General features: G+C 72.4%; 18 protein-coding genes. 13 read left to right on the forward strand and 5 right to left on the reverse strand.

Annotated features, from left to right (window positions below):
• Positions 1-447 precede the first annotated feature (447 nt).
• The 10 genes from ACFVTC_RS41620 to ACFVTC_RS41665 all read left to right on the forward strand — a co-directional run bounded on the left by ACFVTC_RS41620 (position 448) and on the right by ACFVTC_RS41665 (position 13,332).
• Positions 448-2,583 (forward strand): hypothetical protein, encoded by a 2,136-nt coding sequence (locus ACFVTC_RS41620; protein ID WP_390134888.1) that lies wholly within the window; start codon positions 448-450, stop codon positions 2,581-2,583.
• An 86-nt stretch (positions 2,584-2,669) separates the two neighbouring features.
• Positions 2,670-4,199 (forward strand): GT4 family glycosyltransferase PelF, encoded by a 1,530-nt coding sequence (gene pelF, locus ACFVTC_RS41625; RefSeq protein ID WP_390134890.1) that lies wholly within the window; start codon positions 2,670-2,672, stop codon positions 4,197-4,199.
• Positions 4,196-5,572: a hypothetical protein gene (locus ACFVTC_RS41630; protein ID WP_390134892.1), complete on the forward strand. Its 1,377-nt coding sequence runs from the start codon at positions 4,196-4,198 to the stop codon at positions 5,570-5,572. Before pelF ends, ACFVTC_RS41630 begins: the two co-directional genes overlap by 4 nt.
• Before the next feature lie 210 nt (positions 5,573-5,782).
• On the forward strand, positions 5,783-6,784 hold the full coding sequence (locus ACFVTC_RS41635) for an SDR family NAD(P)-dependent oxidoreductase (protein WP_390134894.1): 1,002 nt from the start codon (positions 5,783-5,785) through the stop codon (positions 6,782-6,784).
• 31 nt (positions 6,785-6,815) lie between these two features.
• A complete protein-coding gene (locus tag ACFVTC_RS41640) occupies positions 6,816-7,529 on the forward strand; it encodes an NDP-sugar synthase (protein ID WP_390134896.1) in 714 nt (237 codons plus the stop codon).
• A 7-nt stretch (positions 7,530-7,536) separates the two neighbouring features.
• Positions 7,537-8,463: an NAD-dependent epimerase/dehydratase family protein gene (locus ACFVTC_RS41645; RefSeq protein WP_390134898.1), complete on the forward strand. Its 927-nt coding sequence runs from the start codon at positions 7,537-7,539 to the stop codon at positions 8,461-8,463.
• The gene (locus ACFVTC_RS41650; RefSeq protein WP_390134900.1) at positions 8,460-9,122 is read left to right on the forward strand and encodes a spherulation-specific family 4 protein; all 663 of its coding nucleotides are present in this window, start codon (positions 8,460-8,462) and stop codon (positions 9,120-9,122) included. The genes ACFVTC_RS41645 and ACFVTC_RS41650 overlap by 4 nt, the downstream gene beginning before the upstream one ends.
• Positions 9,119-10,150, forward strand: a complete 1,032-nt coding sequence (locus ACFVTC_RS41655; RefSeq protein ID WP_390134902.1) for an endo alpha-1,4 polygalactosaminidase — start codon at positions 9,119-9,121, stop codon at positions 10,148-10,150. The genes ACFVTC_RS41650 and ACFVTC_RS41655 overlap by 4 nt, the downstream gene beginning before the upstream one ends.
• 368 nt (positions 10,151-10,518) lie before the next feature.
• Entirely contained in the window at positions 10,519-10,854 is a 336-nt protein-coding gene (locus ACFVTC_RS41660) for a UBP-type zinc finger domain-containing protein (protein WP_390134904.1), read from the forward strand.
• 246 nt (positions 10,855-11,100) lie between these two features.
• On the forward strand, positions 11,101-13,332 hold the full coding sequence (locus ACFVTC_RS41665) for an FUSC family protein (RefSeq protein WP_390134906.1): 2,232 nt from the start codon (positions 11,101-11,103) through the stop codon (positions 13,330-13,332).
• 169 nt (positions 13,333-13,501) lie between these two features.
• Here ACFVTC_RS41665 and ACFVTC_RS41670 read toward each other — a convergent pair whose 3' ends face one another.
• Complete coding sequence (locus ACFVTC_RS41670; RefSeq protein WP_390134908.1) at positions 13,502-14,131, reverse strand: RNA polymerase sigma factor; 630 nt, start codon at positions 14,129-14,131, stop codon at positions 13,502-13,504.
• 450 nt (positions 14,132-14,581) lie between these two features.
• On the opposite strand from ACFVTC_RS41670, the gene ACFVTC_RS41675 reads away from it, so the two are divergent.
• From ACFVTC_RS41675 to ACFVTC_RS41685, 3 genes are all read left to right on the forward strand, one after another.
• Positions 14,582-15,472, forward strand: a complete 891-nt coding sequence (locus ACFVTC_RS41675) for an oxygenase MpaB family protein (RefSeq protein ID WP_390134910.1) — start codon at positions 14,582-14,584, stop codon at positions 15,470-15,472.
• A gap of 124 nt (positions 15,473-15,596) precedes the next feature.
• Positions 15,597-17,630 (forward strand): ATP-binding protein, encoded by a 2,034-nt coding sequence (locus ACFVTC_RS41680; protein ID WP_390134911.1) that lies wholly within the window; start codon positions 15,597-15,599, stop codon positions 17,628-17,630.
• Positions 17,631-17,857: 227 nt separating this feature from the next.
• Complete coding sequence (locus ACFVTC_RS41685; protein WP_390134913.1) at positions 17,858-18,889, forward strand: MerR family transcriptional regulator; 1,032 nt, start codon at positions 17,858-17,860, stop codon at positions 18,887-18,889.
• A 365-nt stretch (positions 18,890-19,254) separates the two neighbouring features.
• Here the strand turns inward: ACFVTC_RS41685 and ACFVTC_RS41690 are convergent, their stop codons facing one another.
• The 4 genes from ACFVTC_RS41690 to ACFVTC_RS41705 form a co-directional block, all read right to left on the reverse strand.
• A complete protein-coding gene (locus ACFVTC_RS41690) occupies positions 19,255-20,466 on the reverse strand; it encodes a cysteine desulfurase-like protein (protein ID WP_390134915.1) in 1,212 nt (403 codons plus the stop codon).
• A 224-nt stretch (positions 20,467-20,690) separates the two neighbouring features.
• Positions 20,691-21,200: an ATP-binding protein gene (locus ACFVTC_RS41695; protein ID WP_390134917.1), complete on the reverse strand. Its 510-nt coding sequence runs from the start codon at positions 21,198-21,200 to the stop codon at positions 20,691-20,693.
• Positions 21,201-21,246: 46 nt separating this feature from the next.
• Complete coding sequence (locus ACFVTC_RS41700; protein WP_390134919.1) at positions 21,247-21,618, reverse strand: STAS domain-containing protein; 372 nt, start codon at positions 21,616-21,618, stop codon at positions 21,247-21,249.
• Positions 21,619-21,828: 210 nt separating this feature from the next.
• Positions 21,829-22,194 carry a PRC-barrel domain containing protein gene (locus ACFVTC_RS41705; protein WP_390134921.1) on the reverse strand — a complete coding sequence of 122 codons (366 nt, stop codon included), beginning with the start codon at positions 22,192-22,194 and terminating at the stop codon, positions 21,829-21,831.
• Positions 22,195-22,398 lie beyond the last annotated feature (204 nt).

Consider the following 22,398-nt stretch of genomic DNA (forward strand, 5'->3'; position numbering starts at 1 on the left):
GGGGGGGCGGGGTGGGGGGGGGGGGCCCGCGCCGGGGGGGGGCCCCCCGCCACCGGCGTTCCGGGCTTCCGCCTGACTCAAATCCGCTCAGGAGCCGGGAAGTTCACGAGGTCTGGACCACTGGCGGTCGAACGAACGGACATCACCGCTCCGCATCGCCTCCGACTCAGGTCACGACCAGCCCGCGCGGCGCGGAGACCCTCCGCGCCCCTCGTCCCACGACGACCATCGGATGGGCGTTCCGGACACGGGCATGACCAAATCGACGCCTGCGCTTTTCCGTCACGTTTCGCAACATGACCACGAAAGCTACACACAGACACCACCATGTGACGCGACGGATGCGTCGACGACCAACACCTGAGGGGGGCGGAGGCGTCGCGCAAGGGGGTGCGTCCGCTCCGGTGGAGCAGCACTCACCCCTGCCCGGGGAGGGGACTTCGCCGCATGAAGCGGACCATACGCACGACCGCGCTCACCGTGGGCGCACTGATCGCCTCGCTCGCCCTGCCGGCCGGCGCCGCACGGGCCGACGCCACCGCACCCCGTATCGACCTGCGGGTGCTGGTCGTGAGCGACGGGGGGCCTTCGACCGACGCCATCGCGGCCGAACTGGACGCCTCCGGAACGCCGTACACGAAGATCGACCTCCAGCAGTCCGGGCGGCCCGTGATCGACGCCGGGTTCCTCGCGGACACGGTGGACGGCCGGCCGCGCGCCAAGTTCCAGGCCGTCGTCCTGCCCAACGACAATCCGTTCCCGGCCGGTTCCGCCGAGATGGCGGCGCTCTCCGCCTACGAGCAGTCGTACGCGATCCCCCAGGTCGACGCCTACACCTACGCGCGTCCGGAGGCCGGTCTCCAGTACCCGGTCTACGGCGGCTACTCCGGGAGCCTCGACGGCGTGCAGGCCCAGGTCACGACGGCGGGCAAGGCCGGTCCGTTCGGCTATCTCGACCAGGCCGTGCCCTTCGAGGACAACTCCCCCACCGTCGGCGAGAGTTACGCCTACCTGTCCACACCCGCCGCCGGGGCGGACTTCACGCCGTACGTCGACGCGCCGATTCCGGGGCAGTCGACGCGGGGCTCGCTGGTGGGCGAGTACCGGCACGACGGGCGGCGCGAGCTCGTCGTCACGTTCGTCTACAACCAGTACCAGCAGCAGTTCCGGCTGCTGGCCCGCGGCATCGTCGAGTGGATGACCGGGGGCGTGCACCTCGGCGCCTCGCGCAACTACTTCGCCGTCCACGTGGACGACGTGTTCGCCGCGGACGACCGCTGGGACACCCAGCTCAACTGCACGCCCGGCGACGTGGACTGCTCGCCGGGGCAGGGTGTGCCGAACCCGATCCGGATGACCCCCGCGGACGTCGACCACGCCACCGCCTGGGAGAGCAGCCGGAACTTCACCCTCGACCTGGCCTACAACGGCGCCGGCAGCGTCGACCAGCGCGAGGACAACAACGGCGTCGATCTGCTCGCCGACAAGCTGATCGCCGACCGCAACCGGTTCCGCTGGATCAACCACACCTACACGCATGCCTTCCTCGGCTGCGAGCAGGACACCACCGTCGTGCCGTGGAAGTGCTCCACCAACGCCGACGGCAGCACCAAGTGGGTCAGTCGCAACACCATCTCGGACGAGATCGCCAACAACCGCGTCTGGGGCCAGACGGCCGGACTGCCTCTGGACACACGCGAGTTGGTGACCGGTGAACACTCCGGCCTGAAGGTCACCCCGCAGCAGCCGCAGGACAACCCCAACCTGGCCCCCGCACTCGCCGACAACGGCGTCAACTCACTCGGTTCCGACAACTCCCGCGATCCGCAGCAGCGCCAGGTCGGTCCCGCCATGACCGTCCCCCGCTACCCGATGAACGTCTTCTACAACGCGGGCCGCGCGGCCGAACAGGTCGACGAGTACAACTGGATCTACACCGGCCGGGCCCAGGGCGGCAGCGGCATCTGCGAGGACCACCCCGACACCTCCACCTGCCTGCCCGCCCCGCTCGACACCAGCACGGGCTACACCGACTACATCGTGCCGCTGGAGACCCGGATCGACCTGGGCCACGTCCTCTCCAACGACCCGAAGCCGCACTTCATCCACCAGTCGAACCTGGCCGAGGACCGCATCGCCTACCCGGTGCTCGACGGAGTCCTGAACGCCTACTCCGACCTGTTCGCGGACAACACCCCCGTGGTGAACCTGCGGATGAAGGACATCGGCACCGAACTGCAACGACGCGGCGCGTGGAAGACCGCGGTCGGGGCCGGTCAGGTCACCGCCTACCGCATCGGCAACACGGTCACCGTCCAGGCGCCCGCCGGTGTCGCGGTGACCGCCACCATGCCCGCCGGCACCACGAACGGCACCGGCGGCTTCGGTTCCGCGTACGCCGGTGAGGTGTCCGGCTGGACCGCGTCGGCCGGCGTGCCGCTCACGCTCACCCTGCCGTCGGCGGCCGCAAGGATGCCCGCGGTCGTCCACCGCACTGTGAGGGCGCCCGCCACCCGCACCGCGCCGCACACCCGGGTGCCCTCCGGCGTCACCCGGCACACGCCGTACACCCCGCACAGCTGAACGACGCACCGACCGCAGTTCCCGGCCGCCCGCCCGGCGGCCGGGACCGCAGTGACCACCCCACACCTCGGCCGTGGAGCACACCGATGCACGTTCACCACGGCGCGCGACGCCCCGGCGCGACGCGCGTCACCCTGCTCACCGAAGGAACGTATCCACACAGTCACGGTGGCGTTAGTGTGTGGTGCGACCAACTCGTCGGCGGTATGCCCGACATCGACTTCGACGTCGTCGCCGTCACCGGCACCGGGCGCGAACCGCTCGTCTGGGACATCCCCGGACACGTCACGCGCGTCGTCTCCGTACCCATGTGGGGACCCGCGCCCGACGGCCGTCCGCCGCGCGGACGCCGCCGCAACCGGCTCGCCACCGCGTACGAACAGTTCCTGACCGCCCTGCTCGACCCGTGCGCCGAGGACAGGTTCGGCGCCGCCCTCCAGGTGATGGCACGGGCCGCGGCGGACGGCATGCTCAGCCCTTTCCTGCGGGGTGACCGGGCGATCGCCATCCTGACCTCGGTCTGGAACCGCCCCGGACTGGCCGTGCGCGAGGCCCGGCCGACCCTCCACGACGCGATCACCGCCACCGCCCTGCTGGAACACGCGCTGCGTCCCCTGGCGGTACCGCCGCCCGAGGACGGCGTGGCCCACGCGGTCAGCGGCGGCGTGGCCGTCCTGCCCGGACTGGCCGCGCTCGAGCAGCACGGCGTACCGCTGTTGCTGACCGAGCACGGCGTCTATCTGCGCGAGCGCTATCTCGGATACCGCACGGCCCCCTACCGCTGGCCGGTGAAGGCCGTCGTCCTGGGCTTCTTCCGGCTGCTGGCCGAGGAGACCTACCGGCGGGCCGCGCTGATCACCCCGGGCAACCGCTACAACCGGCTGTGGGAGGAACAGGGCGGCGCCGACCCCGAGTCGATCCGCACCGTGTACAACGGCGTGGACCCCGCCGCGTTCCCGCCCGCCGGGCCCGAGCCGGCCGAGCCCACCCTCAGCTGGGCGGGCCGTGTCGACCCGATCAAGGACCTGGAGACCCTGATCCGCGCCTTCGCTCTGGCCCGCGCCCAACTCCCTTCTCTGCGGCTCCGGTTGTTCGGAGGGACACCACGGGGAGGCGAGGGCTACCGGGAACGGTGCGAGGCGCTTGCCGCCGAACTCGGTCACGCGGACGCGGTCACGTTCGAGGGCCGCGTCGACGACATCAAGGACGCCTACGCCGCGGGCAGCGTGGTCATGCTCTCCAGCATCAGCGAAGGCTTCCCGTTCACCCTCATCGAGGCCATGTCCTGCGGACGCGCGACCGTCTCCACCGACGTCGGGGGCGTCCGGGAGGCCGTCGGAGACACCGGTCTCGTCGTACCACCGCGCGATCCCGCCGCCATGGCCGCCGCAGCCCTGGAACTGCTGGGCGACCCCGCTCGCCGCCGGTCGATGGGCGAGGCGGCACGGTTGCGGGTGATCGAGCAGTTCACCCTCCGCCAGACGGTCGACACCTTCCGCTCCATCTATCTGGAACTGTCGGCGCTCGGCCGGATCACGACGCGCGACCCGTGGGCGGCGGACCCCGCCGCCGAACTCACCACAGCGGACGAGCGGCAGAGGAGCCTGGCCGGATGAGCGGACCGATGGCGCTCGAACCCGGCGCGGCGGAAGGGGACACGCTGTCCTTCCGGCTCGCCGAGGACCGCACCCTCGCCCTGCGTCTGCCGGACCAGGGCCCGGACCACGACGCGGTCGACCGGCTCGCCGCCGAGCTGGCCGACCGCGTGGGACCCGCCGTCCACCCCTACGAGGTGGCGGCACTGCTGGAGTCGGAGGGACTGACCGCGGAGGTGATCCAGCAGCGGTACGCACACCCCCATCTCTTCTCGCTCGCCTCCACCCTGTTCGAGCGGGTGCCACGCACCTTCCCCGAGCCCGCCGAGCCGTCCGACCCGTGGCGCCCCGACCATGTGCGGTGCGCCCTGCGCGGAGCACTGTTCGCTCTGCCGGGACTGGCCTATCTGCTGTCCGCGCGGCTGTGGCATGCCGACCGCCACACCCATGTCCTCATCCTGGCCGGGCTGGTCTCCTGGGCCTGGGGCCAGGCACTGGGGCACCGGGCCTATCTGCGGATGACCACGGGGCGCAGGGAAGCGGGCCGCACGCTCCTCAAGGGCGCGCCCCTGGGCGCGGCGGTGGCGACGGCCGCCGGGGCAGCCCTCGCCGGGGCCGGTACCGCGACCCTGGTCGCGGCCGCGCAGTCGGTGTATCTGGCGGCCGCCGGGGTGCTGCTGGTGCTGGGCCGGGAGCGGCTGCTGCTGGCCGCGCTCACCCCGCTGATCGGCGGCACCGCGGTGCTGCCGTGGTGGGAGCCGGGCACGCTGCTGCGCGCCGGGCTGCCGTTGCTGGCACTCCTCGGGACGGTCGCCGCGGCCACCTGGGCCCTGCGGACCACTCTGGTCGCCGCCCCGGTGGCGGACGACACGCGGCCCCGGCTGCTGCGGTCGCTGCCCTACGGACTGTTCGGCCTGGCCGCCGGGCTGCTGGTGGTCCTGGAGGGCCACCGGGATCCGTACGGCGTGATCGTGCTGACCGTCAGCATGGGACCGGCCGAGTGGCTGCTGTACCGCTACCGGGGACTCTCGGTGGCGGCCCTGCGGGCGACCGCCACCCCGGCCGGGTTCCGGTGGCGTTCGGCCGGTGTCCTCGCCCTGTGTCTGCTCGTCTATCTGCTTCCGCTGCTGCCCGCGGCCCTGTTCACCGGCGCCGAGCCGGCCTCGCTGCTGCCGCTCGCGGCGACCCTGTGGACGGCCCTGCTGCTCCAGGCGTTCGGCGTGGCCTGGACACCGGCCGGGGTGTGCCTCACCGCAGCGGTGGCGGCCGGAACACTCACCCTGTTCCCGCTGCCACCCGGCACGGCGGTGCTGCCCCTCTCCTGCGGAGCGGCCACGCTGTGTCTCACGGTGTGCGCGCTGCGGCTGCTCGGGCGCCCCGCCTCACATGCCTGACCCGCCCGGCCGGCGCCGCCACACACCAGCACCCGGCGACGGACACCGCACCGTCGTACGGAACCAGGCACCGCCCGGCGCCCCGTCGTACGCGACCACGCGCCACCGGACACCGCACCACGTCCGGCACCACCGCACGAGACCGGCCCCCGTGGGGCCGTGCGCGACGCCTCGAACCGATCCGCGCAACCGACCGGAAGGAAAAACGCGTTGACCTCCGCACCGCTCGCCGCCGTCACCGGAGCCGAGGGCTTCATCGGCTCTCACCTCACCGAGGCACTGGTCGCCTCCGGGCACCGGGTGAGGGCCATGGCGCAGTACAACTCCTTCGCCTCCTACGGCTGGCTGGAGACCCTGCCCTCCGACGTCCTCGACCAGGTGGAGATCGTCCTCGGAGACGTCCGGGACCCCGGCTCGGTCCGTGGTCTCCTCGAAGGCGCCGACTGCGTCTACCACTTGGCCGCCCTCATCGCCATCCCGTACTCCTACCAGGCCCCGCACAGTTACGTGGACACCAACGTCACCGGCACGCTCAACGTCCTCGAGGCGGTGCGCGCCCTCGGCATCCCGCGTCTGGTGCACACCTCGACCAGTGAGACCTACGGCACCGCGCAGACCGTACCGATCACCGAGGACCACCCCATCAACACCCAGTCGCCGTACGCCGCTTCGAAGGCGGGCGGGGACCGGCTCGCCGACAGCTACCACGCGAGCTTCGACACCCCGGTGGTGACACTTCGGCCGTTCAACACCTTCGGCCCCCGCCAGTCGATGCGCGCGGTGATCCCGAGCGTCATCGGACAGGTGGCGGCCGGCGCGCACGCCATCACCCTCGGCGATCTGCGCCCCACCCGCGACTTCACCTACGTCAAGGACACCGCGCAGGCATTCCTCGCCGTCGGCACCGCACCCGCCGCACAGGTGGTCGGCCGTACCTTCAACGCCGGTACCGGAGGCGAGATCTCGGTCGGCGACCTGGTCACGCTGATCGGCAAGGTGATGGACACCGCCATCGAGGTGCGCGAGGACGGCCAGCGCATCCGGCCCGCGAACTCCGAGGTGATGCGGCTGGTCGCCGACGCGACGCGACTGACCGAGGCGACCGGCTGGAGTCCCGGCCACGACCTGGAGCAGGGTCTCGCGCACACCGTGGAGTTCTTCCGCGACCCGGCCAATCTCGGCCGCTACAAGACCGGCATCTACAACATCTGACCGTCCGGCACGTCCATGAAGGAGGAGTCCCATGCACGCAGTGATCCTGGCGGGAGGCAAGGGCGTCCGGCTGCGGCCCTACACCACCGCGCTGCCCAAGCCGCTCGTTCCCATCGGTGACCAGCACGCCATCCTCGAGATCGTGCTGCGCCAGCTCGCCACGGCCGGATTCACCGGCTGCACCATCGCCATCGGGCACCTCGGCGAGATCATCCGCGCCTATGTCGGCGACGGTTCGCAGTGGGGCATGGCCGTCGACTACGCCACCGAGGAGAGCCCGCTCGGCACCATGGGCCCGCTGCTCACCATGCGCGAGCGGCTGCCCGAGTCGTTCCTGGTGATGAACGGCGACATCCTCACCGACCTCGACTACGCCGACGTCCTGCGGCAGCACCGGGCCTCGGACGCTCCGCTGACCATCGCCACCTACACCCGCAAGGTGCACATCGACTTCGGGGTACTGACCACCGACGCGAGCAGGGTCGTCGGGTTCACCGAGAAGCCGAGCATGGACTACAACGTCTCCATGGGCGTGTACGGACTGTCGAAGTCGACCCTCGACGGCTACACCGCGGGCCTGCCGCTGGGCTTCGACGAGCTGGTGCTCGACCTGCTGGGGGCCCAGAAGCCCCCGCACGCCTACGAGTTCGACGGGTACTGGCTCGACATAGGCCGCCCCGACGACTACGACCGGGCCAACGCCGAGTTCACCACCCGCAAGTCGATGCTGCTCAAGGGAGCCTGAACACCGCATGCGCATTCTCGTCCTGGGCTTCACCGGCTATCTGGGCGGTCACGTCGTCGAGCGGCTGCGTGCCCTACCGGGCACCCGCGTGCTCGGCGGCGGGCGCTCAGCCGCCGCCGACCTGGGCGTCGACCTCGCCACCGCCCGAACGGACCTGCTGGCCAAGGCCATGGCGTCGGCGGCGCCCGACGCCGTGATCAACTGCGCGGGATCCACCGACGGCGACGCCCTGACGCTCACCGAGGCCAACTCCCGTGGTCCCGCCGTGCTGTGCGCGGCCCTGCGGGAGGCGGCACCCGCCGCACGCCTCGTCCATCTGGGCTCGGCCGCCGAGTACGGCCCAGGCGTCCCGGAGACGGCTGTGGGCGAGTCGGCGGCCACCGGGCCCGTCACCGCCTACGGCGCCACCAAGCTCGCCGGCACGGTCGCCGTCACCACGTCCGGACTCGACGCGGTGGTGCTGCGCGTGGGCAATCCCGTGGGACCCGGCGCGCCGGCCACCGGGCTGCCCGGCCGGATCGCCGGGCTGCTGCGCGCGGCCGGTCAGGACCCGGACGCGGTGATCCGGCTGGGCGACCTGTCGGCCCACCGCGACTTCGTGGACGTACGCGACGTGGCGGAGGCGGCGGCGCTCGCGGTCACGGCGGCCGGGCCGCTGCCCCATGTCCTCAACATCGGCGGAGGGAAGGCTGTCCCGGTGCGCGAGCTGGTGCGGACGCTGGCGCGCACCGCGGGGTTCCGGGGGCGGATCGAGGAGAGCGGCGGTGGATCCGCTCGCTCGGGTCAGGTGTCGTGGCAGTGCTCCGACATCACCGCCGCCGCCGACGCCCTGGACTGGCGGCCGTCCCACACTTTGGAGGACTCGCTGACCGCGCTCTGGGCGGCCACGGCAGCGAACCCGCCCCTCGGCCCGGAAGGCGGCCGCGCGCCGTGAGTCTGCTGATTCCGCTGTATGTCCATCCGGCCGAGGACCCCGGTGCCTGGCACCGGCTGATCACGGCCGCCACCCGTACGTACGCGGTCGTCCTCAATCCCGCGAGCGGACCCGGCACGAGCCCCGACCCCGCGTTCACCGCGGCGGCCGGGGCGCTGCGGGCGGCCGGCGCCCGCGTGCTGGGATATGTGGACACCGACTACGGCGCGCGTCCTCGGGCGGAGGTCGCGGACGACGTCGCACGGCACCGGGAGTGGTACGCGGCCGACGGCTGCTTCCTGGACCAGGTGACCTCGGCTCCGGCCGAACTCCCCGCCTGCAGAAGGCTGGTGCGGGAGGCCCGCCGATTGGGCGCCGGGACCGTCGTCCTCAATCCGGGGGTCCATCCGGCTCCCGGCTACGCCCGCGTCGCCGACCTGATCGTCACCTTCGAAGGGCACTGGTCGACGTACGTGTCCGCGTTCAGCCGACCGGCGTGGACCGCGCGGCATCCGCCCGAGCGGTTCTGCCATCTGGTCTACGGTGTGCCCGAGGCGCTGGTGCCGCTCGCCGTGCGCACCGCGCGCGAGCGCGGCGCGGCGGTCTCGGGACCCGTGACCGGCGAACCCCCGAATCCCTGGGCGCAGTTGACGCCCGCGCTGAGCGGGGCGCAGCGATGAGACACCTCGCGGGGGCGCGCCTGACACTGGTCGGCCTGCTGGTGGCCGCGATGCTGACGGGCTGCTCCGGGTCCGACGGCAAGGACCGGGCCTCGGACGGACACCCGTCCGCGGACGGACGTCATCCGTCTTCAGACGGTCGTCATCCTTCTTCAGACGGTCGTCATCCTTCTTCAGACGGTCGTCATCCTTCTTCAGACGGTCGTCATCCTTCTTCAGACGGCCCGGCCGACGGCTCCCCCGGCGCGACGCACCGGCCGCCGTCCGGCGGCGGAGCGACCGCCCCGGCCGGCTCCCCCGCACCCGCCGCCACCGGCCGCCACCGGCCCGGACGCTGGCAGCCCCGGCCGGGGGTGGCCTGGCAGTGGCAGCTCGACGGAGAGGTCCGGCCCTCGGTCGACGTGCCCGTCTACGACATCGACGGCTTCGAGAACACCTCCGCGGACGTGGCCCGTCTCCACCGTGCCGGGCGCAGGGTCATCTGCTACATCAACGTAGGCGCCTGGGAGAACTTCCGGCCCGACAAGGACGACTTCCCACCGTCGGTGCTCGGAGCCGACAACGGCTGGGCGGGCGAACGCTGGCTGGACATCCGCCGTCTGTCCGTCCTACGGCCGATCATGGAACGCCGTGTCGACATGTGCCGCGACAAGGGGTTCGACGCGGTGGAACCCGACCTCGTGGAGGGGTACGGCAACGACACGGGGTTCCCGCTGACCGCGCGCGACCAGCTGGCGTACAACCGCATGATCGCCCGCATCACACACGCGCGCGGGATGTCCGTAGGGCTCAAGAACGACCTTCCGCAGATCCCTCAGCTCCTGGACGACTTCGACTTCGCGGTCAACGAGGAGTGCGCCCAGTACGACGAGTGCGAGCGGCTCAGTCCGTTCATCGCGGCGGGCAAGGCGGTCTTCCACGTCGAGTACAAGGAGCCGACCAGCGCGTTCTGCGCCGAGTCACGCAGACTGAAGCTGTCCTCCATGCGCAAGAAGCTGGAGCTCGGGGTGTGGCGCCGGCCCTGCTGATCCGCGTGCGGCGCACGCCAGGCGTTTCCTTGCCTCGCACTCACTCGTTCTCCGAGCATGTCACCAGCTGATCCGATCAACGAAGTACCAGGTCAAGGCTTTCGGCGCGGGGAATCCACCGTGTCGACCGCGGCCACGGCGGCGGCCGCGCCCGTCGGGTCGGCGGCGGGGCGCGGCACGGACGCGACGGACGCGACGGACACGGCTCCGGGGCGTCGGGGCACGGTCAGATACGGGACAACGGCCGGACGCGGAACCCTGCCCGAGCAGCCCGCATCGGCCAACCGATGGGGGACCGTGGTTTTCTGAACGGGTGGGGCCGGGCACCGTCGCCCGGCGGAGAACCCCGCCTACGCAGTGGAGGACCGATGGGCACATGGACGGTCGCCGCCGACGGGGGACGCCCCGAAGGGAGGAGTTGCTCGCATCTGGGACAGGTTGCTGCGGGCAGCGGGTCCTCCCCCGGGACCGGCGAAGGACCCGATGTCGCGACCGGTTGCGCGGAGTGCGCCGCCCGGGGACAGCGGTGGGTACACCTCCGGCGCTGCCTCACCTGCGGTCACCTGGGCTGTTGCGACAGCTCCCGCGGCCGGCACGCCACGGCGCACCACGAACGGACGGGGCATCCGATCGCCCGGTCGGCCGAGGAGGGCGAGACCTGGGCCTGGTGCTACAGCGACGAGGTCTTCCTCGAGTGTCGCTGAGGGCCGTCCCGTAAGCCCCGGTGGATCAGCGCGCGGCGTCCTTACCTGTCGTCGTGCGCCCGCCGGGGACCATGGAGCAGTCCTTGGCCCCCGCTCGACGGCACGGACGGCCGGTCGTGCCATGCTGGGAAACGCTGATCATGGCGGAGAGCGGGGACGAAAGGCAGCGTGAGGACAGCGACACGGGCGGGCCGGACAAGGATCTGGGACCGATTCGAGGCATCGGATCCCGGCTTGCTGCGGCTCATGGCCGGACTGCGGACCGTGGGCGCCATCGCGCTCACGCTCGCCGTACTGACCGTCCTGAGTGTAGATGTGACGCACATGGTGGCAGGAGCCATGGCGGCCATGGTCGGCACCTTCGCCATCAAGGACAAACAGCGGCGCGACCAGGCACTGACGCTCCTGCTCGGACTGCCCGTGGCGCTCGCCGCGATGTCGCTGGGGGCGCTGCTCAACAAGACCGTCGTCGTGGGCGACGTCTTCTTCATCGCGCTGATCTTCGCCGCCGTGTACAGCCGCCGGTTCGGGGACCGCGGGACCGCCCTGGGCCTCATCGGGTTCCAGATCTACTTCGTCTCGCTCTTCGTCAGGGCCACCTTCTCCGCGCTGCCCGGCCTGTGCGTCACGCTCGCCATCGCGTTCGTGTGCAGCGCGCTGGTGCGGTTCGTCGTCGTGCCCGAGACGCCCGAACGCGTTCTGGAGCGGCTGCGGAAGGCATTCCGGGCCCGCCTCGCCCAGCTCGTCTCCGCCCAGATCGAGCTGCTGGACGCCGGGCCCGACCGCGTCGAGAAGGCCCTGGAGGATCTGCGGCGGCACACGGCCCGGCTCCACGAGAGCGCCATGATGATCCAGGGGCAGCTGGCGGAGGGGACCAGCGACAGCGCCACCGCCTCGCTCGTGCAACGCCGTGTCGCCGACGCCGAGATCGCCGCCGAGCGGCTCGGCGTGCTCCTGCTCACCGCCCGCAGCGCGGAACGGGCCGACACGCTCACCCTGCATCTTCCGCACGCCCCCGTTCCCGCGGCCGGAGACCGCCTACGGGCCCAGGACGGCATCACCGCCACCCTGCGCCGCGATCTCGACGCGCTGCGCCTGCTGGTCCTGCGCCCGATCACCGACGACCGCGGCACCGCGCTGGCCCACCTGCGCAACCGGCTCCTCGGCTACCGTGACGAGGAGAACCTGCCCCGGGCCTCGACCGCCGTGCAGGACGTCTTCCGCGGCATCGGCGAGACGGCGCGCTCCGTGCTCGGTCTGCGGCTGGCTCTCGACGGGCCGCAGGACGAGTCCGACGACACTCCGTCGACGACCCGTTCCCGCGAGGAGCTGGACGCCGAGGACGTCTCCATCGCCGGTTCCGAGGAGGCCGAGCAGGAGAAGGGCGACCGCAGAGGCTGGGAGCGACCGACGACGCGGACCGCGGTCCAGGTGTCCGTCGGCTCGGCGCTGGCCATAGTCGGCGGCGAGTTCCTCTCCAGTCAGCGCTGGTACTGGGCGGTACTGACCTGCTGGGTCGTGTTCCTGAACACGGCGTCCACCGGGGAGATCCTCGTCAAGGGGTACCGCCGGCTCATCGGCACCGTCCTCGGTGTCGTCGCCGGTGCCCTCCTGGCAGGCTTGGTCGGCACCCACACATGGACGGCGTTCGGGCTCGTCCTGCTGTTCATCTTCGCCATGTTCTTCACCGCGCCGCTGTCCTACGCCCTGATGTCGTTCTTCGTCACGGCGATGCTGGGCCTGCTGTACACCCTGCTCAACACCTACAGCACCGCGGTGCTGGTCCTGCGCATCGAGGAGACCGCGCTCGGCGCCGTCTGCGGGGTCATCGCGGCCGCCCTGGTCCTGCCGGTGCACACCGACCGCCGGACCGACGAACTGCTTGCCACGGTGTTGCGCCGGCTCGGGGACGTCACGGGCGCGGCGGTGGACCAGCTCAGTGGCGGCCCCACGCTCGATCTGCTGGACAGGGCGCGGGACCTCGACAAGGCGCTGGACGATCTGCGGTCCTCCGTCCAGCCGCTGACCCATCCGATCACGCCGCTGCGCTCCCGCCGCCAGACGGCCCGCTATCTGGTGGCCCTGCTGGAGACGTGTGCCTATCACGCACGCTCTCTGGCGGCGACGGCGGAACTTCTCCCCCACAGCAGGACCATCGCGGCCGATCCGCGTCTGAAGAGGGCCGGCCGGCGCATCGCGCACAACATCGAGGTGCTCGTCGCGCGCGTCGAGGACGACGACACGGAGGGCGTGGCCGAGACCGGCGCGAGTATCGCGGCCCTCCTGGAGCCTGAAGGACCGGACGGCCCCCGCCACGACCGGGTCACCACGCGTGTCCTGCGGCATCTGCAGCGGCTGGACGAGGGAGTGGTCGGTCTGGCCCGCCCGCTCGGCGTCCCCGTCTCGACCGGCGACGTGCCGTCCCCTGGGTCCGCGTCCTCCCGGCAGACCGCACCCTCCCGGGGTCCCGCCGCGTAGCGGAGCGTCGGGGGCGGTACGGCCGCACCGTGCGCGTCACCCGAGGCGGCCGGACCTCACGCTGACGCCTCGTACCACTGACGCCCCGTACCGCTGACGCCACGTATGTGCTGACGTCCCGTACGTGCTGACGCCTCCTGCACGCTGACGCTTCGCCCGCTCTGACGCGTCAACCGCGCCGGCCGCCGGTGACCGCTTCCTCCCTGAGCCGGCTGCCGAGTCGGTGCAGCCCGCGCCGGGCGTGGCTCTTGACCGTCCCCAGGGGCCATCCGGTGAGCTGCGCGATCTGGGTGTGGGTGAGGTCGTCGTAGAAGGCGAGGCTGAGGGCCCGGCGTTGCGGTGCGGGCAGTCGGGCCAACTCGTGCCGGAGGAGGACCCGGTCGAGCACCGTGTCGGCCGGGGACGCGGAGTCGTGAGCGGTCACCGACATCACCGCGCCGGCCGCGGCGACGAGGTCGGCGCGCCGGGTGCGGGCCGTCAGCGCGTCGGCGATCTTGCGCCGGGTGATCCCCACGAGCCAGGCGGCGAGGACGCCGCGCTCGGGCGCGAACCCGGCGCGCCCCCGCCACGCGGCGAGGAAGACGAGCTGGGTGACGTCCTCCGCCTCGGCGGCGTCCCCGAGGGAACGCCGGGCCAGGGTGTACACGAGGCGCCCCCAGCGGTGGTAGGCGGCGGCCAGACACTGCTCGTCGCCGTCCGCGAAACCGGTGGCGATCTGCTCGTCGGTGAGCGACTCACCCTGCGCGGTCCTCGGCACCGCGGCGTCGGGGGTCCGCTCGGTGCTCTGCTGTGCGGTCATGGTGACTGCTCCTCGTGCCGGGCGGAATCCGCCCCGGTTCCGGGACGGTTCGCCCCGCCGTCAGGGCGTCCCGTCCCGGAGGTGTCGGGGGCTCCAGTCGTTCGGAGCCGTTCCGTCCCCGCCACCATGCGGAGATTCGATGCGCGGCGGCAACTCGCATCGACTCTGCATCGACTCTGTCGCCGCTCCCCGCGGGAGTCCGGAGCACGAGGACGAACGGAGAGGGATACGAACGGTGAGGAACGGTGGCGGGGCACTGGGGAGCGGTCGCAGGCAAGGAGCGGCTCATGACCGCATCCGAGGGCGCGTGGGGCAGGGAATCCATGACGGGACGGTGCCGTGTCCCCGGCCGAAGGGACAATGGACCGTGGTCCCCCGGGCCTTCCGCCGTCGACGGCGGAAGGCCCGTACAGCGGGACCGACGGGAACACCGTCCGACGGAAGGCCACCATGACGAGACCGACCGGACCGCACGGCCCCCGCCTGCGCGAACGGCTGGGAGACAGCCTCTTCGCCCGGGTCGCGGGACCCGAGGGCCCCGCGACCCGGGCCCGGATCCACGGCACGCCCGGACCCCGGTGGTTCGGTCCGGACCGCCCCATCCGCAGGGTGCACGGCGACGCGTCGATGTTCATCGGCGGGCTCTCGGCCCTGCTGCTCCAGTCGCTTCATCCGCTCGCCATGGCCGCCGTGTCCGCCCACTCGGGCTTCCGGGGCGACCCCTGGGGGAGGCTGCAGCGTACGAGCACGTTCCTGGCGGTGACGACGTACGGCACCGCCGACAGCGCGCAGGAGGCCTGCGACCGGGTGCGCGCGGTCCACGAGCGGGTGCGCGGAGTCACCGGCGAGGGAACGCCGTACCACGCCTCGGACCCGCGGCTGCTCGGCTGGGTCCACGTCGCGGAGACGGACAGCTTCCTGCGCGCGCACCAGCGTTACGGCGTACGCCCGCTGTCCGACGGTGACGGTGACGCGTACGTCGCGGACGCCGCCCGGGTCGCCGTCGCCCTCGGGGTCCCCGACCCGCCGACGAACCGCGCCGAGCTCGCCGCACGACTGGCCGCGTACCGGGGTGAACTGCGGGCCACCCCCGAGGCGCGGGCCACCGCGCGCTTCCTGCTGCTCAACCCGCCCGTGCCGCTCGTCGCCCGCGTGCCGTACGGGGTCCTCGCCGCCAACGCCGTCTCCCTGCTGCCCTCCTGGGCCGCCGCGGAGCTCGGCATGCCCCGACTCCCGGTGGTCGACGGGCTGTTCGTGCGTCCCCTCGGCGGCGCCGTGACCTCGGTGGTGCGATGGGCGCTGGCACCGTCACGGAGCAGGCTGCCCTCACCCGCCGAGTGACCGGCCGTCGACGGCGCCCCGGGCGGAAGAATCCCGGCGTCGACGGGAGCGGACTCCTCAAGTCCGGGTACCGGGCGGGCCAACCCCGCGACGCGGAGGGACACAGGACGACAGACTGTCGGGCGTGCTGAGAAACCTGCCCGAGGCTCCGCCCGGTTTCGTCGGACGCCGCGACGAACTCACCCGTCTCGCCGAGGCCCTGCGCGGGCACCGGTTCGTCACCCTGACCGGGGTCGGCGGCGTGGGCAAGAGCCGTCTGGCGCTGCACACGGCGGAACGCGTCCTGCGCGCCGGCGCCCGCGGGGTGGCCTGGGCCGATCTCTGGACCCTCCAGGACGAGCGGCTGCTCGTCGCGACCGTGGCCGACGCGCTGGACTTCTCCGACCACACGACGACGATGCCACTGGACGCCCTGGGGACCTGGCTCGCGGACAAGGACGTCCTGCTGGTGCTGGACTCCTGCGAGCACCTGCTCGCCGCCTGCCGGCCGGTGATCGCCGGCCTGCTCGATGCCTGTCCCGCGCTGAGCGTGCTCGCGACCAGCCGCGAACCGCTCGGTCTGCCGGACGAACACGTCGTCCCCGTGGGGCCGTTGCCACCGGCCACCGACGCCGTGGAACTCTTCTGCCGCCGGGCCTTGGCCGCGGGAACGGCGCTGTCGGCCCCCGCGGACCTGGTCGCGGTCGCCCGGCTGTGCCAACGGCTCGAAGGGATGCCGCTCGCACTGGAGTTGATCGCCGGGCAGCTGTCGCACCGTACGCTCGCGGAGGTCGAACGGGAGCTCGGATCGCGGCTGGACATCGCGGCGGACGGCGGGAACGCCCTGCCCGCCGGTCCTGCCCGGCACCGGGCGGTGCGGACCTCGGTCGGCTGGAGTCACGAACTGTGCACGCCACAGGAGCGATTGATGTGGGCGCGTCTGTCCGTGTTCCGTGACGTCGTGGACGCGGACACGGTGCGCGCCGTGTGCGCCGGGGGTCCGCTCCGCGCGTCGGACGTGGACACGGCGCTGGCCGGGCTGGTGAGGAAGTCGGTCCTGTCGCGCAGCGGCGATCACCACCGGATGCTCGACACCGTCCGGGAGTACGGGCGCATGTGGCTCGACGAACTCGGCCAGACCGCCGAGCTGTCGGACCGGCACGCCCAGTACTTCCTGGAGCTGGCCCGCGACGCCGACGCGGGCTGGCCGGGTCCGGAGCAGGCCCGCTGGTACGGGCGGATCGACCGGGCGAACGCCGATCTGTGCGCGGCGCTCGACCATCTGCTCTCCGTCCGGCCACGCGCGGCACTCGAACTGGCCGGTCTCGTCGGCTTCTTCTGGAGCTGCTGCGGACATCTGCGGGAGTCGGCCTCGTACTTGGAGGACGCGTTGAAGCTGTCCGACGAGTCCGGGCCGGTCAGGACCAAGGCGCTGTGGGCGCTGGGCGTCACCCGTGTCCTGCGCGGCGAGCGCGACCCCTTCCGGACGCTCGCCGGGTTCTGTCATCGCCGGGCGCAGGCCCAGGACGACGACGAGGGGATCCTGCTGGCGGCGTATCTGCTGGGGCTGACCCACCTGCTCCAGGGCCTTCCGATGGCGGCCCGGAGCGAGGTGGACCGGACTCTGGCGGCCGTGGGCGGGACGGCGTTCTCCTCCACGGGCCGCGTGCTGTGCCGACTGGTGCGCGTGTTCGCCCTGACCGCGGAAGGACTGCTGGAGCAGGCGCGCGCGGAGGCGGAGGATCTGCGCGACGGCTGCGTCGAGCGCGGCGAGTGGTGGACCCGTTCGTACACGGACTACCAGTTGGCGCTGATCTCCCTCTTCGAGGACCGTCCCGAGGACGCCACCGTCCACGCCCTGTCGATGCTGGACGGGAAACGGCACATCGGCGACAGTTTCGGCCTCGCGCTCGGCCTGGACCTGCTGGCGTCGGCGCTCGCCGCGCGGGGTGAGGCGGAGACGGCGGTCGCCGCGTACGGGGCCGGCGAGGTGTACTGGGGCGCGGTGGGGCATCCGCAGCGCGGAACGCCGGAACTGGGCCCGGTGCGCGAGCGGTACGAGGACACCGCCCGCTCGCTCCTGGGCGACGGGTACGAGGAGGCCAGGCTCCAGTCGGTGCTCTGCGACCCCGAGGTGGTGCTGCGGGCGCTTCTCGACGGCTCCGCCCGGGACTCCTGATCCGACTCCTGATCCGACTCCGGTCGAGGCGGCCGGGTCCTCGTGCATCCGCGGGGCCCCCGAACGCCGAAGACGTGGTGAGCCGGGCGGACCGCCGCTCCCGGACGGTGCTCGAATCGAGGCGAACCACTGGTGACGATCCGCTGCTTCCGCCGGCTCGGGCGCCTCACGAGGCCGTGCTCCGGTACCCAGGCGCCGCCCGGCGCCCTGCCGGTGGGGGGCGCCCCATGGAGGTGACCGAGCAGGCAACCGCGCGACCCGCGGACGCGGGTGTGACCACCGGTTCGCTGGCGCGGAAACTCGGGGTGTCCCCCACGACACTGCGGTCCTGGGACCGCCGGTACGGGATCGGTCCCGCCCTGCGGACCGACGGCCGCCACCGGAGGTGGACAGCCGAGGACGTGGCCATGCTCCAGGAGATGTGCCGGTTCACGGCCGCGGGTCTGCCTCCCGCCGAGGCCGCCCGCGCGGCGAAGGAACGGGCCCGCGGCCGCAGCCGGTCCCCCGCGCTCGCCCTCGCACCGCCCCCGGCCGAACCGCGGGCGGCGAAGGCACCACCCGCGACGGTCCACCCCGCGGGGGCGCCCGCCTCGCGGTCGGGGACCGGTCTGCCGCTCGGAGACGTACGCCAGGAGTGCCGGGGCCTGGCGCGTGCGGCCGTACGGCTGGACGCGGCGGCCGTCCAGAACCTGCTGACGGCCGTGGTCGAGACCCATGGAACGGCGACGGCCTGGGCCGAGGTGATGGCGCCCACGCTCCGCGCGGTCGGCCGCAAGTGGGAGTCCTCGGGCGACCGGTACGTCGAGGTCGAGCACCTGCTGTCCTGGCACATCTCGGCCACCCTGCGACATGTGTACGTGTCTTCGGTGCGGAAGCCCCGCACGGGTGGCCCGCCCGTCCTGCTGGCCTGCCTTCCGGACGAGCCGCACACCCTGCCGCTCGAGGCACTCGGCGCCGTGCTGACGGAGCGGGGGGTGCCGGCCCTGATGCTCGGCGGCGCCGTGCCCGCCGAGGCACTGGTCGCGGCCGTACGACGGGTCGGTCCCTCGGCGGTGGTCCTGTGGGCGCAGTCGCGCTCCACGGCGAACCTGCCCCTCGCCCGGCACGTCCGCGGCACACGGTGGGGCGTACGCGGAGCGCGGACGCAGAGCCTGGTCCTCCTCGGCGGACCGGGCTGGGACGGGGACTCGGGACCCGGACTGCTGCGGCCGCTCCGCCTGGACGACGCGCTGCGGATGCTCGGCGTGCCGGAGGACTAGGGCGTGTTGCGAAGGTCCCGCCTGCCTCGCGACGCCCGGCACGCTCCCCCACTGCCTCAAGGACGTGGGAGGTGCCCCCACTCACGGCACCGGGCGAAAACCCGAGTACGTCCCGTACGCGGGCTTCCGCCCGGCACAGCGAGAGCACGCACCGGACGCCGTGAGGGCCGCCCTCCGGGCGGACGACGGGACTTTCGCACCACGCCCTAGCCCGCGGACGGCAGGGGCCCACCGGTCTCGGTGTCGGAGCCTGCCGGTCTCGGGGGCTCACCGGTGTCCGGGCCTGCCGATCGCCGGGCACGCGGGCCGTCGCCGACAACCGGTGAGCCGCGTCGCGCGGGGGTGGTTCCTGCCGCCCGGCCAGGTCACGACTTCAGGAACGCGGCCAAGCCTTCCAGGAGTCGCTCGACATCGCTCTCGTCGTTGTACGGCGCGAATCCGACACGCAGGCCGCCGGTGTCGCCCAGCCCGAGGTGCCGCGACGCCTCCAGCGCGTAGAAGGAACCCGCGGGCGCGTGGACGCCCCGTGCCGCCAGGAAGTGGTAGGCGTCCACCGCGTCGCGGTCGTCGAAGGTCAGGAGCAGGGTGGGCGTGCGTTCGGCGGCACGTGAGTGGACCGTGACGCCGTCCAGTGCGGCCAGTCCGGATTCCGTCCGGTCCCGCAGCTCCCGCTCGTGCCGCTCGATCGACCGGAGCGCGGATCCGAGGCGTGCGCGGCGTCCTTCCGCGGTCCCGGTCCCGGTCGCGAGACCGGCGAGCAGGTCGACGGCGGCGCGGGTGCCGGCGAGGAGTTCGTAGGGCAGCGTCCCGAGCTCGAAGCGCTCCGGGACCACGTCGGTGGACGGCAGCAGCTTGTCCGGCCGCAGCGTCTCCAGCAGGTCCGGGGACGCGGCGAGGACACCGTGGTGCGGGCCCAGGAACTTGTAGGGCGAACACACGAAGAGGTCGGCGCCGAGTTCCGCGAGGTCCACGAAGGCGTGCGCCGCGTAGTGCACTCCGTCGACGTGGAGCAGGGCGCCCGTGCGGTGGACCAGGCGGGCGATCGCCGGGATGTCGGGGATCGTGCCGATGAGGTTGGAGGCGGCGGTCACGGCGACCAGCCGGGTCCGCTCGGTGAGCAGTTCACCCACGGCCGACGGCGGGAGTTCGCCCGTCGCCGGATCGAAGTCCGCCCAGCGGACCTCGGCGCCGGCCCACCGCGCGGCCTGCAGCCAGGGCCGGATGTTGGCGTCGTGGTCGAGCCGGCTGACCACGATCTCGTCGCCGGGCGCCCAGTCCTTCGCGAGCGTCCGGGAGAAGTCGTACGTGAGCTGGGTGGCACTGCGGCCGAAGACGACCCCGGAGGGGTGCACACCCAGCAGGTCCGCCATGGCCTGCCGGAACTCCCTGACGAGCGCCTCCGCGTTCTCCTCTCCCGGGGCCACGCTGCCACGGATCGAGAGGGGGCCTTCGAGCGCGCGGGCGATCGCGGCGACGACCGGGGCGGGCGTCTGTGTTCCGCCCGGACCGTCGAAGTGCGCGAGGCCGGCCCGCAGGGCGGGGATCTGGGCGCGCAACGCGCCGACGTCAAAGGTCAACTCGGGCTCCTCATCGGCGAGGTCGGATCCTGCCCCTGTCCGGCTCGGACACGTCCGGGCGGGCGACCGCCCACGTGCGCGGACACGGTCCGCCGACGATCATCGCAGGCGGTCGCGGCGGCGGGGAAGACGGGGCGGCCTTCCCGGCCTACGGGACTCGTCCGTCTCCCGCGAGGCGCGGTCCCGCGAGGCGCCGCGACACGGCGACGGCCGCCGACGCGCCGTCACGTCAGTGGGACGAGGACCCGGATCGTCTTGCCGCCGCCCGGGGAGGGTTCGACGGTGATCTCGCGGGCGAGGCGGTTGATCAGGGGCCATCCGTACCCGTTCGGCCGATACCCCTCGGGAACCGACGTGAGGCCGAAGGCGCCGGCCGGCACGACGTCGCTGTTGTCGCGCACGTCCAGCCGGACGCCCTCCCCGGTCGGCGTCGCCCGGAATCCGGCCAGGCCGTCACCGTGGCGGATGGCGTTCGTGACCAGTTCCGAGACCACCAGAAGCAGGTCGACGACGGCCTCCGGACGCAGCTCACCGGCGGAGTCACAGTGGTCCCAGTGTTGGCGCACCAGTGACCCCACATGCCGGCGTGCCGACGCGGGGCTCGTCACCTCGGCCGCCCGAGCCGCCGATGGCGAGGTCGTCGGCGGCCGGGCGGACGGCGCGGCGAGAGACGTGCGCTGGAGTGCGTCGTTCTGGTCCGTGATGGTGATGTCCCTGCGTTCTGCTGCTCTCATACGGTTTCCTCGCGGGTCGCACCTTGCCGTGGGAGGCCGGCCGCGTTCATCGCCCGACCGCCGGATCCGGCACGGTCATCGCCGCCCGCACGCTGTCGGTGAGGACGAAGAACCCTTCCGTTCCCGTCACGTCGAACAGCCTCCGGACGATGTCTCTGAAGGGCCCGCACACCACCATGAACGTGCCGCAGGCCCGATGGGCGCGCTGCGCTTCCAGGAGGACGTGCAGGATCGACGAGTCCGCGAAGACGGTCCCCGACAGGTCGACGACCGTGCGAGCGGCCCCCACCCGTCGTGCGAGATCAAGGGCTTCCTCCAGTTGGGGCGCGCTCTCGTGGTCGATGTCGCCGCCGACTCGCACCACGAACGCGTCTTGGGCCTCCGCGGACGTGACGGTGGCCTCCAACTCGTCGGGCATCTGAACACTCTTTCTGGTCTGCTGGTGCGGGGACACCCTTCAGGCCGGGCACCACGGGCATCGCGTGTCCCGTGTGCGTTCCGGCACGAGAAGGGTCTCCGGATGCACGCCTGCGGATACGACGTCCACTCCGTGGGACCGGGCCGTGCGGTGGCCGCGCCGCGTACCGCCGGCGGCCCCGGGCCCGGGGATCGCTCTCTGCGGCCGCCATCAGGCGGGCTGCCTCGGTGGCAGACTCCGGTAGTAGCTGCCGACGCGAGCGAGGTATTCGGGGTCCAGGGTCTCGCTGTCGGTCCGGAACCGCGGCGCCGACTTGATCTCGTCCCTGGTGCATGTCATCGTCACTTTCTGCGTGTGCGAGTCGATGTCGGCGACGACGCCCACGGGTACCAGGACGCTCTTTCCGAACACCCACACACCGGTGTCGACGACGAGGTGGCGCATCCCGGAATCGTCGGCCTGCCGATCCACATGCCCTATCGTCCCGTCGGTCGCCTCGACGGCGTACCCCGTGAGGTCCTGCGCTTCCGGGCTGCGGAAATGCGGCGCATACGACCAAATTCTTTCGATCGTCATCTTTTCTTCCTCCTGCGTGTCCGGTTCGCTCCGCCGGGAACTCACCCGTGGGAAACCCCGGTGGAGGGAGAACGAGGGAGGGGGGAAACCGCCTCCAGCGTGCTCCAGAGCAGCAAATACCCTGCTATCCGGATCGCATTCGGCGGAAATTCCGGCGCGTCGGCGTATTCGCCATGGCGCGTGACGGCCGCGTACAGCCGTTCG

It is taken from the genome of Streptomyces sp. NPDC057950 (genome assembly GCF_042887295.1).
In the GTDB taxonomy this organism is placed as follows: domain Bacteria; phylum Actinomycetota; class Actinomycetes; order Streptomycetales; family Streptomycetaceae; genus Streptomyces; species Streptomyces kaempferi.